At 61.8% G+C, this 13,038-nt stretch carries 17 protein-coding genes and 1 pseudogene; 2 read left to right on the forward strand and 16 right to left on the reverse strand.

Features of this window, described 5'->3' with window-relative positions; translation table 11 throughout:
• Positions 1-98: 98 nt before the first annotated feature.
• From ACREB4_RS20320 to ACREB4_RS20330, 3 genes are all read right to left on the reverse strand, one after another.
• Positions 99-1,916: an ATP-binding response regulator gene (locus tag ACREB4_RS20320; RefSeq protein ID WP_431590068.1), complete on the reverse strand. Its 1,818-nt coding sequence runs from the start codon at positions 1,914-1,916 to the stop codon at positions 99-101.
• On the reverse strand, positions 1,913-2,560 hold the full coding sequence (locus ACREB4_RS20325; RefSeq protein ID WP_431590069.1) for a response regulator transcription factor: 648 nt from the start codon (positions 2,558-2,560) through the stop codon (positions 1,913-1,915). Before ACREB4_RS20325 ends, ACREB4_RS20320 begins: the two co-directional genes overlap by 4 nt.
• Positions 2,561-2,697: 137 nt before the next feature.
• A complete protein-coding gene (locus ACREB4_RS20330; RefSeq protein WP_431590070.1) occupies positions 2,698-3,816 on the reverse strand; it encodes a 3-deoxy-7-phosphoheptulonate synthase in 1,119 nt (372 codons plus the stop codon).
• A gap of 284 nt (positions 3,817-4,100) precedes the next feature.
• On the opposite strand from ACREB4_RS20330, the gene ACREB4_RS20335 reads away from it, so the two are divergent.
• Positions 4,101-4,604 carry a DUF962 domain-containing protein gene (locus ACREB4_RS20335; protein WP_431590071.1) on the forward strand — a complete coding sequence of 168 codons (504 nt, stop codon included), beginning with the start codon at positions 4,101-4,103 and terminating at the stop codon, positions 4,602-4,604.
• A gap of 38 nt (positions 4,605-4,642) precedes the next feature.
• On the opposite strand, the gene ACREB4_RS20340 is transcribed toward ACREB4_RS20335, so the two are convergent.
• The 11 genes from ACREB4_RS20340 to rplC all read right to left on the reverse strand — a co-directional run bounded on the left by ACREB4_RS20340 (position 4,643) and on the right by rplC (position 10,173).
• Positions 4,643-5,158 carry a peroxiredoxin gene (locus ACREB4_RS20340; protein ID WP_431590072.1) on the reverse strand — a complete coding sequence of 172 codons (516 nt, stop codon included), beginning with the start codon at positions 5,156-5,158 and terminating at the stop codon, positions 4,643-4,645.
• Between the two features lie 146 nt (positions 5,159-5,304).
• Positions 5,305-5,586 carry a 30S ribosomal protein S17 gene (rpsQ, locus tag ACREB4_RS20345; RefSeq protein WP_230182726.1) on the reverse strand — a complete coding sequence of 94 codons (282 nt, stop codon included), beginning with the start codon at positions 5,584-5,586 and terminating at the stop codon, positions 5,305-5,307.
• Positions 5,583-5,786, reverse strand: a complete 204-nt coding sequence (gene rpmC, locus ACREB4_RS20350; protein WP_431590073.1) for a 50S ribosomal protein L29 — start codon at positions 5,784-5,786, stop codon at positions 5,583-5,585. The genes rpsQ and rpmC overlap by 4 nt, the downstream gene beginning before the upstream one ends.
• Before the next feature lie 24 nt (positions 5,787-5,810).
• On the reverse strand, positions 5,811-6,227 hold the full coding sequence (gene rplP, locus ACREB4_RS20355; RefSeq protein ID WP_296316436.1) for a 50S ribosomal protein L16: 417 nt from the start codon (positions 6,225-6,227) through the stop codon (positions 5,811-5,813).
• 3 nt (positions 6,228-6,230) lie between these two features.
• Positions 6,231-7,100: a 30S ribosomal protein S3 gene (rpsC, locus tag ACREB4_RS20360; RefSeq protein WP_431590074.1), complete on the reverse strand. Its 870-nt coding sequence runs from the start codon at positions 7,098-7,100 to the stop codon at positions 6,231-6,233.
• 10 nt (positions 7,101-7,110) lie between these two features.
• A complete protein-coding gene (gene rplV, locus ACREB4_RS20365; protein ID WP_230182722.1) occupies positions 7,111-7,440 on the reverse strand; it encodes a 50S ribosomal protein L22 in 330 nt (109 codons plus the stop codon).
• Positions 7,441-7,451: 11 nt separating this feature from the next.
• Positions 7,452-7,727, reverse strand: a complete 276-nt coding sequence (rpsS, locus tag ACREB4_RS20370) for a 30S ribosomal protein S19 (protein WP_431590075.1) — start codon at positions 7,725-7,727, stop codon at positions 7,452-7,454.
• A gap of 13 nt (positions 7,728-7,740) precedes the next feature.
• Positions 7,741-8,565 carry a 50S ribosomal protein L2 gene (rplB, locus tag ACREB4_RS20375; RefSeq protein ID WP_431590076.1) on the reverse strand — a complete coding sequence of 275 codons (825 nt, stop codon included), beginning with the start codon at positions 8,563-8,565 and terminating at the stop codon, positions 7,741-7,743.
• 2 nt (positions 8,566-8,567) lie between these two features.
• Positions 8,568-8,882: a 50S ribosomal protein L23 gene (gene rplW, locus ACREB4_RS20380; RefSeq protein ID WP_431590077.1), complete on the reverse strand. Its 315-nt coding sequence runs from the start codon at positions 8,880-8,882 to the stop codon at positions 8,568-8,570.
• A complete protein-coding gene (gene rplD / locus ACREB4_RS20385; RefSeq protein ID WP_431590078.1) occupies positions 8,879-9,499 on the reverse strand; it encodes a 50S ribosomal protein L4 in 621 nt (206 codons plus the stop codon). Before rplD ends, rplW begins: the two co-directional genes overlap by 4 nt.
• A complete protein-coding gene (rplC, locus tag ACREB4_RS20390) occupies positions 9,499-10,173 on the reverse strand; it encodes a 50S ribosomal protein L3 (protein ID WP_431590079.1) in 675 nt (224 codons plus the stop codon). Before rplC ends, rplD begins: the two co-directional genes overlap by 1 nt.
• Before the next feature lie 313 nt (positions 10,174-10,486).
• Between rplC and ACREB4_RS20395 the strand changes: the two genes are divergently transcribed.
• Positions 10,487-12,442, forward strand: coding sequence for a hypothetical protein (locus ACREB4_RS20395; RefSeq protein ID WP_431590080.1), 1,956 nt, complete (start codon positions 10,487-10,489; stop codon positions 12,440-12,442).
• A 94-nt stretch (positions 12,443-12,536) separates the two neighbouring features.
• Here ACREB4_RS20395 and rpsJ read toward each other — a convergent pair whose 3' ends face one another.
• Both rpsJ and ACREB4_RS20405 read right to left on the reverse strand, forming a co-directional pair.
• Positions 12,537-12,848, reverse strand: a complete 312-nt coding sequence (gene rpsJ / locus ACREB4_RS20400) for a 30S ribosomal protein S10 (RefSeq protein ID WP_035037922.1) — start codon at positions 12,846-12,848, stop codon at positions 12,537-12,539.
• A gap of 65 nt (positions 12,849-12,913) precedes the next feature.
• Positions 12,914-13,038 (reverse strand): annotated as a pseudogene (locus tag ACREB4_RS20405) (elongation factor Tu); the annotation flags it as partial.

Genomic DNA, 13,038 nt, shown 5'->3' on the forward strand with positions numbered 1-13,038 from the left:
CGCCTCGGGAGTTCAGGCAATATCAACGGCGCGCAAACCAGCCCGATGGGGCCGCGCTACATTGCGCATAGACCGTGTCCGGGGATAGGGGGGCAAGATCAGTCATCGCCTGACGGCCTGGGCGGCAAGGCCTGCACCAAGGCCCGCTGCAATGGCACCGATCCCACCGGCTTGTGCAGCAAGGTCATGCCACTGCCCACGGCCAGGCGCAGCCGGTCGGCCGCCGTGTCGCCCGTGACGATGATCGCGGGCACCGCCCTGCCCGACCGGGCCCGCACCGCATCGATGGCCTGTGGGCCGGTTCGGTGGTCGCGCAGCCTGTAGTCGGCCAGCACCACGTCCGGGTCGAAACGCGCCAGCAATGCCACGGCCTCGGCTTCGGAGCCCACGGCCTCGCACACGCAACCCCAGGCCGTCATCAGCTCGGCCATGGCCAGGCGCACGGCCTCGTCATCGTCGATCAGCAACACGCGCACACCGGCCAGCTGCGCATCCGCCACGGGCACTGGGGCGCTGGGTGCGCCGCAGGGGGCCGCCTGTTGACTCAAAGGCAGGCGCAGCCGAAAGACCGACCCCCACCCGGGCCTGGAGGCCAGCTCCACCGTCTCACCCATGGCCCGCGCCAGCCCCTGCACGATGGCCAGCCCCAGGCCCAACCCCTTGGTGCGATCGCGCTCCGGATTGCCCAGCTGGTGGAACTCCTGGAAGATGGCCTGGTGCTGTGCCGGGTCAATGCCAATGCCCGTGTCCCACACTTCCAGCACCAGACGATCGCCACGGAATCGACAACCCATCAGCACACCCCCACGTTCGGTGTAGCGCAAGGCATTGGTCAGCAGGTTGCGCAAGATCTGCTCCACCAGCAAGGGATCGGCGTGCACCACAGCCTCGGTGTCGCGGACCCGGAACACCAGCCCTTTGGCATTGGCTTGGGGGGCGAAATGCCGTTCCAGCTTGTGCAGCAAGGCCTGCACAGGAAAAGTCTGCGGCCGAGGCGTGATGACACCCGCGTCCACCTTGGAAAAATCCAGCAGCGTGTTCAGCATCTCGCTGGCCGCCGCCGACGAGGCCTCGACATGCCCCCACATCTGGCGTTGCCGCGCATCCAGGTTCGTCCGCCCCAAGGCGGTCAGGAACAGGCCCAGCGCGTGCAAAGGCTGGCGCAGGTCGTGGCTGGCCGAGGCCAGGAACACCGACTTGGCGCGGTTGGCCGCTTCGGCATCGCGCAAGGCCTCTTCCGCCATCTGCCGGGCCTCGAAGGCATGGCCGGTCTGCTCCCGCAGGCGCTCGACCAGGTCCGCATTCTCGAAGCGCAGGTCGATGGAGCGGCGCGTCACTTGCGCGGCATGGAAGGAAAACACCCCCATGACCAGCAGATAGGCCAGCGACGCCAGCCCCACGCTCTGGCTGACCGGGTCCTGGGCCGGCAGCAGCACCAAGGCCGAGGGCAGCAGGCAGGGCAAGCCGTAGGCCAGCGACACGGGCCAGCTTGACGAAAACACCACCAAGCCCCCAGCGCTCATGCCCGACAGCATGGTGACCACCAGCGTCAACGTGATGGGCCACTCGGGCTTCATGTAAAGCAGGGCGAACAGGCCCCAGGTCATGCCCAGCAGCATCGCCATGAAACGCACCGCCCGGGCGTAGACCAGCACCCGGTCCGGGTCTGTGGGAGAAGGCAGCAGCTTGCGGGCGGTGAAGCAAGCGGCCCCCAACAGCGTGGACGCGCCCCCCCACCACAACACGCTGGCATCACCAATGGTGGACCAATAAGCCCAACTGGCCATGATGGCGACCAGGGTGTAAGTGACGAAGGCGGCTGGCAGGTTGCGGTCCAGCAACTCCATCTCGGCGGTCAGGCCACGGCTTTTGTCGAAGCGCCAAGCCTGCGACAGCAAGCCCGCCCAGGTGCTCATGGCACCAGCCATCCTCGCTGCACGGCCACGTCGTAGGCCTGCTGCCGGCTGGTCGCGTCCAGCATCTCGGTGAGCCAGGACACCTCGGCGCGCACATCGTTTTCGCTCAAGCCCACCTGGCGCGCGATGGCCTTGTTGGGCGCCCCCTGGCCCAGCAGGCGCAGGATCGACAGTTGCCGCTCATTGGGCTGGGCGACACCCTCGCGGGCCGACAGCACCGTGGCGGCGGGCGCCTGGCCATGGCCCTCGAAAGGGAAGGCACGCCCACCGGACAGGCAATCGCGCAAGGTGTTCACCATCTGCGCGCCGTTGGCCGACTTGGGAAGGTAGCCCACGGCCCCCGCTTCTTTCGCCTGGGCGATCTGCGAAACATCGTCGCTGCCGGAAACCATCAGCACTGGCACGGCCCCGAAGCGGTCCTGCAGCACCTGGATGCGCGACAAACCGTTGGCATCGGGCAGGTGCACGTCCAGCAGGATCAGGTCCAGCATCGGATCGGCCGCCACCTTCATCGCCTCGGCCAGGCTGGGGGCCTCCAGCAAGGTCGACCCCGGGAAGGCTTCGCGCAGGATCATGCCCAGTCCGGTGCGGAACAAGGCGTGGTCGTCCACCAGCAAGATGCGGGGATCGGGCTTGTGGGGCATGGGGAGGCGGTGGGCATGAACTACAACCATTGCAGTATCCCCCGCCCCCTTGGTCATGGGCCTAGCGAGATACCCCGCAAGCAGGCGTTTCCCCCCTTAAGGGTGTACCGCCTGACCGCCTTGGCCCACCCTGGTCCTCAACGGGCGCGGCGAGCCTTCACGGCACCGGACAGGATTTCCAGCACATTGCTTGAGTCGTCCCAGCCAATGCAGGCATCGGTGATGCTCTTGCCGTACTGCAAGGCCGAAGGCTCGTCCTTGCCTGGCGTGAACTTCTGGTTGCCTGGCTGCAGGTGGCTTTCCACCATCACGCCGAAAATGCGCTTCGAACCCGAACCCACTTGCGCGCCGATGTCCTTGGCCACATCGATCTGGCGCTCGTGCTGCTTGGAGCTGTTGGCGTGCGAGCAGTCCACCATCAAGGTGGTCGGCAGCTTGGCCGCTTCCAGGTCCTTGCAGGCCGCTTCGACATGGGTTGCGTCGTAGTTGGGCGCCTTGCCACCGCGCAGGATCACGTGACAATCGGGGTTGCCGGCCGTCTCGACGATCGCCACCTGCCCGTTTTTGTGAACCGACAGGAAGTGGTGGGCACCCGCCGCCGCCTGGATGGCGTCGGTCGCAATCTTGATGTTGCCGTCGGTGCCGTTCTTGAAGCCGATGGGCGCGCTCAGGCCCGAGGCCAGTTCGCGGTGCACCTGGCTTTCGGTGGTGCGCGCGCCGATCGCACCCCAACTGATCAGGTCACCGATGTACTGGGGCGACACCACGTCGAGGAACTCGCTGCCCGCCGGCACGCCGAGGCGGTTGATCTCCAGCAGCAGATGGCGGGCGATGCGCAGGCCCTCGTCGATGCGGTAGCTCTCGTCCAGGTAGGGATCATTGATCAGGCCCTTCCAGCCCACGGTGGTGCGGGGCTTCTCGAAGTACACCCGCATCACGATCTCCAGCGTGTCGGCATAGCGCTCACGTTCGACCAGCAGCTTGCGGGCATATTCAAGCGCCGCGGCCGGGTCGTGGATCGAGCAAGGGCCGATGACCACCAGCAGCCGATCGTCCTTGCCCTGCATGATCTCGCGGATCTTCTGGCGCGTGCCGGACACCAGCGTCTCCACCGGCGTTCCCCGGATGGGGAAAAAGCGGATCAGGTGCTCGGGTGGTGGCAGAGGCGTCACGTTGAGGATGCGTTCGTCGTCGGTCTGCGAAGTCTTGTCGGCGGGCGGGACCCAGCCGGATGAGGCGCTGGAATTGGCGTTCATGAAGGTGTCCTGGTGCGTGGTGCGGGTTGGAGGCGTTGAAAAACGTCGAAAAAAAACCGCCGGGAGGTGACCCGGCGGTTTTCAGGAATGTGGTGGTGGCTGCTTACGCGCTCTCCACTCCTGCGCCGGTTGCGGGCGAGAAGTAAAAGTGCCAAAAATAGAAGCGTGCCGTGTTCATGCTGATGAATGTAGCACGGCTGGAACCGTCGTGTGCAAAATGCGTCGCGCCGCCGACAGTCGTTTCGGCCCGCCATGCACTAGGATTCACGCAAAAGGACACCGCCATGAACAAGCTTGTCGACCTCCTCGCGCAATACGCCAGCTACCACCGTGACCGCCGCAACATCATGACGCACCTGGTCGGCATCCCCCTGATCGTGCTGTCGCTGATGGTCCTCCTGGCGCGCCCCACGCTGTTCACGCTGGGCGGCGTGGCCATCAACCCCGGCATGGTCATCGCCATGGCGCTGGCCTTGTATTACCTGAAGCTGGACCTGCGCATGGGCGCGGTCATGGCCGTCGTGCTGGCCCTGGGCCTGGACGTGGCGCTGTACACCGCGCCCCTGGCCACCGGCGCCTGGCTCGGCCTGGGCCTGGGCCTGTTCGTGCTGGGCTGGATCATCCAGTTCCTGGGACACCATTACGAAGGCCGCAAGCCCGCTTTCGTCGACGACATCATCGGCCTGATCATCGGCCCGCTGTTCGTGCTGGCCGAGGTGGCTTTTTTGCTGGGCCTGCGCAAGGACGTCGAAGCCGCCATCGAACAGAAGGCCGGCTCGGTTCGCTGACCGCGAACGGGAACCCCACCGGCCACCCAGAGGATCGATCAGCCCTTCAAGGCTTTGGCCTGCGCCAGCAGGGTGTCGGCATCGCTGACCTTGAAGCCGCCGCCTTCTTCCACATTCAGCGCCTTGACCACGCCGTCCTGGGCCAGCAGCGAGTAGCGCTGCGAACGCAGGCCCAGGCCTTTCTCGGTCAGGTCCAGCGTCAGGCCCGTGGCCTGAGCGAACTTGGCGCTGCCATCGGCCATCATGCGGACCTTGCCCGCGGCCTTCAACTCGCGTCCCCACGCGCCCATCACGAAAGGGTCGTTCACCGACACGCACCAGATTTCGTCCACACCCGCGGCCTTGAAGGCCTCGACCTGGTCGATGTAACCCGGCGCGTGCTTGGCCGAGCAGGTGGGCGTGAAAGCCCCTGGCAGACCGAAGATGGCGATGGTCTTGCCCGCCGTGAGCTGGGCGATGTCGAAGTTGTTGGGCCCCAGGCTGCAGCCTTCACCCTCCACGTCAAAAAACTCGGACAAGGAACCGCCGGGCAGCGTGTCGCCAACTTTGATCATGGGGAAACCTCAGGTGAAAGAAAGCAAAAAGAAACGGGAATGAAAAAACCGGATGGCCAGTATAAAACTGGGCATCCGGTTGTCTTGCAGGCCGCCGCAGGTCACCCTGCTGCGGCCATGCCTGGCTTGCGCCAGCGATGGATTGATCAGACCGCGCGGGCCTTTTCCACCAAGCGGGTCACAGCCCAGGCCTTGGTCTTGGAAACAGGACGCGTTTCGCTGATCTCGACCACGTCGCCGATGTGGAACTCGTTGTTCTCATCGTGAGCGTGGTACTTGCGCGAGTGGGCCACGATCTTGCCGTAGAGCTCGTGCTTGGCACGGCGCTCGACGAGCACGGTCACGGTCTTGGCGCGCGCATCGCTGACCACGCGACCCACCAGGGTGCGCGTGTTCTTGACTTGCGTCGTTGCTTGAGCTTCCGTCATTTGGCTGCTCCTTCTTTCGTCTTCTGGGTCAGAATCGTCTTGACACGGGCGATGTCGCGACGGGTCTTCTTCAGAGCAGAGTGGTCATTGAGCTGCTGGGTAGCTTTTTGCATGCGCATGTTGAAGTGCGCTTTCAGCAGTTCTTTGACTTCGGTTTCGAGTGCGGCCACATCTTTGGCGCGCAGTTCAGAGGCGTTCATTTGCTTCTTTTCCTTTGCGACCAATTAAGAGCCGATCATGCGCGTGACGAATGTCGTGCGCAGGGGCAGCTTGGCGGACGCGAGCTGGAAAGCTTCGCGGGCCAGTTGTTCGGGGACACCGTGGATTTCGTAGAGCACCTTGCCGGGCTGGATTTCAGCCACGTAGTACTCGACGCTACCCTTACCATTGCCCATCCGAACTTCGGCGGGCTTCTGGGAAATTGGCTTGTCCGGGAAGATGCGGATCCAGATGCGACCGCCACGCTTGACGTGACGCGAAATGGCACGACGGGCTGCTTCGATCTGACGGGCCGTGATGCGGCCACGTTCAGTCGCCTTCAGGCCGAATTCGCCGAACGCAACGGTGGCACCACGGGTGGCAACACCCGTGTTGCGACCCTTGTGTTCCTTGCGGAACTTGCGACGATTAGGTTGCAACATTGATTATTCTCCTTTCGCTTCAGCAGGAGCGGCCGGAGCGACGACCTTGCGGACGCGCTTGGCAGCACCGGCATCAGCGGGCTTGTCACCACCTTCGGGAGCAGCGGCACCCGGTGCGCCATCAGCGCGGGGGCCACGTGCACCACGTGCGGGCGGACGACGGTCGTTGGGGCGGTCACTGCGGGGGCGGCGATTGCGGCGGTCGTCTTCACGATCCTCGCCCTTGATCACCGGAGCGTCGCCATTCGGCAGACGGTCACCCTTGTAGACCCACACCTTCACACCGATCACACCGTAGGTGGTCTGTGCTTCAGAGAAGCCGTAGTCGATGTCAGCACGCAGGGTGTGAAGCGGCACACGACCTTCGCGGTACCACTCGGTACGTGCGATTTCGATGCCGTTCAGACGACCTGCCGACATGATCTTGATGCCCAGGGCACCCAGACGCATGGCGTTCTGCATCGCGCGCTTCATGGCGCGGCGGAACATGATCCGCTTTTCCAGCTGTTGCGTGATCGAATCCGAGATCAGCTGAGCATCGATTTCAGGCTTGCGCACTTCTTCGATGTTGACCGCGACCGGCACGCCCAAGCGCTTGGCCAGTTCGATCTTCAGGTTCTCGATGTCTTCGCCCTTCTTGCCGATCACCACGCCCGGACGAGCCGAGAAGATGGTGATGCGTGCGCTCTTGGCGGGACGCTCGATCAGAATGCGCGACACAGCGGCATTCTTCAGGCGCTTCTTCAGGAATTCGCGCACGCCCAGGTCTTCAGCCAACATCTTGCTGAAGTTCCTGTTGCTGGCATACCAGCGCGAAGACCAGTTACGGGTAACCGCCAGGCGGAAACCGGTTGGATGGATTTTTTGTCCCATGGTTTTGCCTTTAGTTGCCCACGGTCACATAAATGTGGCAAGTTGGCTTGCTGATGCGGTTACCGCGGCCTTTGGCCCGTGCGGTGAAACGCTTCAGCGTGGTGCCTTGCTCCACATAAATGGTCTTGACCTTCAATTCATCGATGTCGGCGCCGTCATTGTGCTCGGCGTTCGCGATCGCGGACTCCAGGGCCTTCTTGATGATGCCGGCGGCCTTCTTTTGCGTGAAGGTCAGGATGTTCAGGGCTTGGTCGACTTTCTTGCCGCGAATCAGGTCAGCCACCAGGCGACCTTTGTCGCATGAGAGCCGAACGCCGCGAACGATTGCTTTGGTTTCCATCGTCGGGCTCCTTACTTCTTGGCTTTCTTGTCGCCTGGGTGACCCTTGAACGTGCGGGTCAGGGCGAACTCGCCGAGCTTGTGGCCAACCATCTGGTCGGTCACGTACACAGGCACGTGTTGCTTGCCGTTGTGCACGGCAATCGTCAGGCCAATGAACTCAGGCAGGATCGTAGAACGACGCGACCAGGTCTTGATGGGCTTTTTGTCCTTGGCAGCAGCAGCCTTGTCGACCTTGGCCGACAGGTGATGGTCAACGAAAGGACCTTTTTTAAGAGAACGAGCCATTTCAGCCTACCTCTTATTTCTTGCGACGCGAAACGATGAACGTCTGCGTGCGCTTGTTGTTGCGGGTGCGATAGCCCTTCGTCATGGTGTTCCATGGGGACACCGGGACTTGGCCTTCGCCCGTGCGGCCTTCGCCACCACCGTGCGGGTGATCCACCGGGTTCATGGCAACGCCACGAACCGTTGGGCGGATGCCCTTCCAGCGGATGGCACCGGCCTTGCCGTAACGGCGCAGGCTGTGCTCTTCGTTGCTCACTTCACCCAAGGTGGCGCGGCAATCGACGTGGATCTTGCGAACTTCACCCGAGCGCAGGCGGACCTGGGCGTAGATGCCTTCGCGGGCCATCAGGACAGCGGACGTGCCAGCCGAACGCGCGATTTGCGCGCCCTTGCCAGGCAGCATCTCGATGCAGTGGATGGTCGAACCCACGGGGATGTTGCGGATGGGCAGCGTGTTGCCAGCCTTGATCGGCGCTTCCGAGCCGCTCAAGACAGTGGCGCCAGCTTCCAGACCACGGGGAGCGATGATGTAACGACGTTCGCCGTCGGCATAGCACACCAGGGCGATGTGGGCCGTGCGGTTGGGGTCGTACTCGATGCGCTCGACCTTCGCGGGGATGCCATCCTTGTTACGGACGAAGTCCACCACGCGGTAGTGATGCTTGTGGCCACCGCCCTTGTGGCGGATGGTGATGTGACCGTTGTTGTTGCGGCCAGCATTCTGGATTTGCGGTTCCAGCAAAGCTGCGTGGGGCGCGCCCTTGTGCAGATGCTTGTGAACCACCTTGACCACGCCACGGCGGCCGGGCGAGGTTGGTTTGACTTTAACGACAGCCATGATTACGCAGCCTCCCCGGAGAAGTTCAGCTCTTGACCGTCCTTGAGGGCCACGTAGGCCTTCTTGACATGGTCACGGCGACCGACACGGCCACCAAAGCGCTTGGTCTTGCCCTTCTGGTTGAGCACTTGCACGGACTTGACTTCGACCTTGAACAGCAGCTCGACAGCGGCTTTGATCTCGGGCTTGGTCGCGTCGCGCACGACTTTGAACAGCACCTGGCCGCGATCTTCGGCGGCGGCGGTGGCCTTTTCCGAAATGATCGGAGCGACCAGCACCTTCAGCAGGCGGCTTTCATCGAATTTGAGGATGCTCATGCGAACATCTCCTTGAGCTTGTCGATCGCGCCCTTGGTCACGAGCACTTTCTTGTAGTGCACCAGCGACAGCGGATCGGCGTAACGCGGCTCGACCACCAGCACGTTCGGCAGATTGCGCGCGGCGAGGAACAGGTTCTCGTTCACTTCGTCGGCGATCACCAGCACGTGGTCGAGGTTCAGGGCCTTCAGCTTGGCAGCCAGCAGCTTGGTCTTGGGGGCATCGATGTTGATCGAGTCCACCACGGACAGGCGGCCTTCGCGGGCCAACTGCGAGAAGATGGCGGCCATGCCGGCGCGGTACATCTTCTTGTTGACCTTGTGGCTGAAGTTTTCGTCAGGGCTGTTCGGGAAAATCCGACCACCGCCACGCCACAGGGGCGAGGAGGACATACCAGCACGAGCGCGACCGGTGCCTTTTTGGCGCCAGGGCTTCTTGGTGGTGTGCTTGACGACGGCGCGGTCCTTCTGGGCGCGGGTGCCTTGGCGGGCGTTGGCTTGGTAAGCCACAACCACCTGGTGCACCAGGGCTTCGTTGTATTCGCGGCCGAACACGGTGTCAGGGGCGTCCACTTTGGACGTGGCCTGACCTTGTTCGTTCAGGAGCTCGAGCTGCATCAGTTGGCTCCTTTCTTGACCTTGACCTTGACGGCGGGACGGACGGTGACAAAGCCACCCTTCGAACCCGGCACAGCGCCTCGGACCAGCAGCAGTTGACGGGCTTCGTCAACGCGCACGATGTCGAGGTTTTGCGTGGTCACGGTGTCGTCGCCGAGGTGGCCCGACATCTTCTTGCCTGGGAACACGCGGCCAGGATCTTGCGCCATCGAGATCGAGCCGGGCACGTTGTGCGAACGGCTGTTACCGTGCGACGCGCGCTGCGAACCGAAGTGGTGACGCTTGATGGTGCCGGTGAAGCCCTTGCCGATCGAGGTGCCTTGCACGTCGATTTTCTGGCCGACCTGGAACAGGGCGGTCACGGCAATGGCTGCGCCAGCCTTGTATTCGGCGGCAACTTCCGGGGTGACGTGGAACTCTTTGATGACTTCCACACCTTCCACACCCGCCTTGGCGAGGTGGCCAGCTTCGGGCTTGGTCACGCGCGATGCTTTGCGCGAACCGAATGCCAGTTGCAAGGCGGTGTAGCCGTCAGTCTCAACGGTTTTGATCTGGGTCACGCGGTTGTTGGACACGTCGAGCACTGTCACAGGCACGGCATCGCCGTCGTCTGTGTAGATGCGCATCATGCCCACCTTGCGGCCCAGCAATCCGAGGCGATTGCTAAGACTCATGGTTTTTCTCCAGCCCCACATAGGGGCCTTTTACACAAGCCCGACATCGATTGGCCGGGCTGACTTGGGTAGCAATCCGACACCTTGACAGGCACAGACCGCCGTTACTTCATACCTCACCTGCCGCAAGCAGCAGGCAAAGGCAGAAAAGCTCTCCATCATAGCAAAGACAGCTGCATACCGCAAGCCCTTGTCTTTTCAAAGGGCGATCCTCTGGGCGGCAGACCAAAAACCGACTAGCGAAGAAAAGCCGACTCCCTTTGTGGTTAGACTGGCCGCGGCATTTATTCATGCCAATGTTTGAATTTAAAAAATGAAAAGGGAAATTATGCGTTTAACACTTTCAAACCTACCTGCCTCCGCCATTGTCATGGGCGCGGCCTTTTGCTCCACCTCCACAGCCGTTTTTGCTTTCAGCTGTCCCAGCACACAAACCAGTGCCACGGTCTATTCGGTTGCAAATCGGACTGAAGCCGCGACCTTCTCGGCCATCCAGGCCGCCATTGATTTAGCGCAAACCAAGTCGTCGAAAACCGTCGTGGTCGGGTCTGGTGATTACCCACTGTCCATTGGCAGCACCAATGCGGATGTCAGCTCCCTGATACTCAAAAGTGGTGTGAGCCTCTGCGCACCAAACGGCGCTACATTCCGTCGCGCATCGGGCGTACCCAATTCGTACATTCTGGCCACCCCTGTCAATGCCACGGCAGCCCAAAGCATTTCCAATATCACTTTCGAGGGCAGTGGCATTTACCTCCGAGGTGGCAATGCCACTGTGACCAACTCCACGTTCAACAACATCACGCTCACGGCCACCGAAAAGGCCAACGGCGTCGATCGCTTCTACATGGATGGCGTTCGCATCGCCAACACGGCGACAGGCAACAACACGGTCACGATGAGTTCGTTCAACAACATCGATCACGCCGGCGTTCAACTGGAAGGCGGCCCTCACGCCATCACTGTCAACACATTCAACACGGTGTACCAGGGCATTGGCGGGGTGGATGTCCATGACATCAGGATCGACAGCAACACCATCAAGAATATTGGCCGGATGGGTATTGAATTCATTGCAAGCAGCCAACTCCCCGGCATTCTCATTCAAAACAACCTGCTCTATGGCTGGCAGGCCTGCACTGGCGCCATTCAGGATTGTGGCATTGGCATATCGGTGGCGGCTGGCGCCAGCCCGAGCATTTTGGCGAACACCGTCCATTGCGAACTCAGCCAAAACTGTAAATACGGCCTTGAAGTTGGGACCACAGGTACGGCCAATGTGTATTACAACAACGTGTCTGGATTCCAGAGCGGCGTCAAGATTCATGGCGGCGACATCGTCAATGTGGGTTACAACGCCATCTATTCGGCCGATGAGGGCATCTCCAAGTCTGTCCAGAACCCGGTCACCAATCAATTGAATGTCGAATTCAATCAGATTGAAAACGCCAAGACGGCAGGCATTGATGGCGAAATGCGACTGGTGCTCCACCCCAGCATCACGAACAATTTCATCACCCGAACCGTGGGCTCATGGAGCAGTGATTGCGTCAGCGGTACATCGCCCCGTTTTGATGGCATCGTCTTGCAAGCGCCAGCAACTGGCGCGCCGCCGTCTCAACAAGCGGTGATCGCGGGCAACCGCGTTCATTTCGACGCGTCGGGCAGCAGCAGCTGCAACCTGACGTCCAGCGGCATCTTGCTGGGCGGATACATGGGCAGTCTGAGTGGCCTCACCATCCAGAGCAACTGGGTCGGCGCGCTGGGCAACACCAGCACACTCTCCGACATCAGCGGCATCTGGCCCAACTCCAATGGCTCCAGCACCGGCGTGACTTTGAGCAACAACCGCTTCCAAGGTTTGACACGATTTGCCTACACGGACTCCGCTATCAGCGGTTATGAGTACATCTCGTCGGGCAACATCGCCATCAACATGCCCGCCCAGGCGACGCATGCCAATGGCATCAATAGCGTGACTTCGGCCACCGTCAATGCTGTGACCATGACACCCACCTCGCCATACACCGTCCCCGGCGGTGGAGCCATCGCACGCTTGGTCGCAACTGGCACGGGCAGCACCTGCGCTAGCCAAGCCTGGTATTTGGGCATGGGGGATTTCAGCACGAAGGTCACCACCTCGGTCACCACCAACTACCTGCCCAGGTTCTACCTCACACACCCATTTGCGCAGAAGATCCGGGTTTTGTGCGCCCCCAGCATCACGGACGCCATTTCCGTGGGAACCATTTTGGTGTCCAAGCTGTGATGCGTTAAGCACTGCTCAGCCACCATGAAAAAAGGGCCGCAGAGATGCGGCCCTTTTCCATTGCGCTTGATCGCTCAAGCAGCAAGTTCAAGGTTTATTGCAGCTTGATTTCGACGTCCACGCCAGCCGGCAGGTCGAGCTTCATCAGGGCATCAACCGTCTTGTCGGTTGGGTCCACGATGTCCATCAGACGCTGGTGGGTGCGGATTTCAAACTGGTCGCGCGACGTCTTGTTGACGTGCGGCGAACGCAGGATGTCGAAACGTTGCAGGCGGGTCGGCAGGGGCACGGGACCCTTGACGATCGCGCCAGTGCGCTTCGCGGTTTCAACGATTTCAGCCGACGACTGGTCAATCAGCTTGTAGTCAAACGCCTTCAGGCGAATGCGGATCTTTTGTTGTGCCATGACGGCTCCTTAAACAGAGAGATGACGCCCACCCGGCCACAGGCCGGAAGGGCACACGTCATGAATTACGCGAGGATCTTGGCAACGACGCCGGCGCCGACGGTGCGACCGCCTTCACGGATGGCGAAACGCAGGCCTTCTTCCATGGCGATCGGGTTGATCAGCTTGACGGTGATCGACACGTTGTCGC

Origin of the sequence: Aquabacterium sp., from assembly GCF_050725395.1 — a bacterium.
Classification (GTDB): Bacteria; Pseudomonadota; Gammaproteobacteria; order Burkholderiales; family Burkholderiaceae_C; genus Aquabacterium.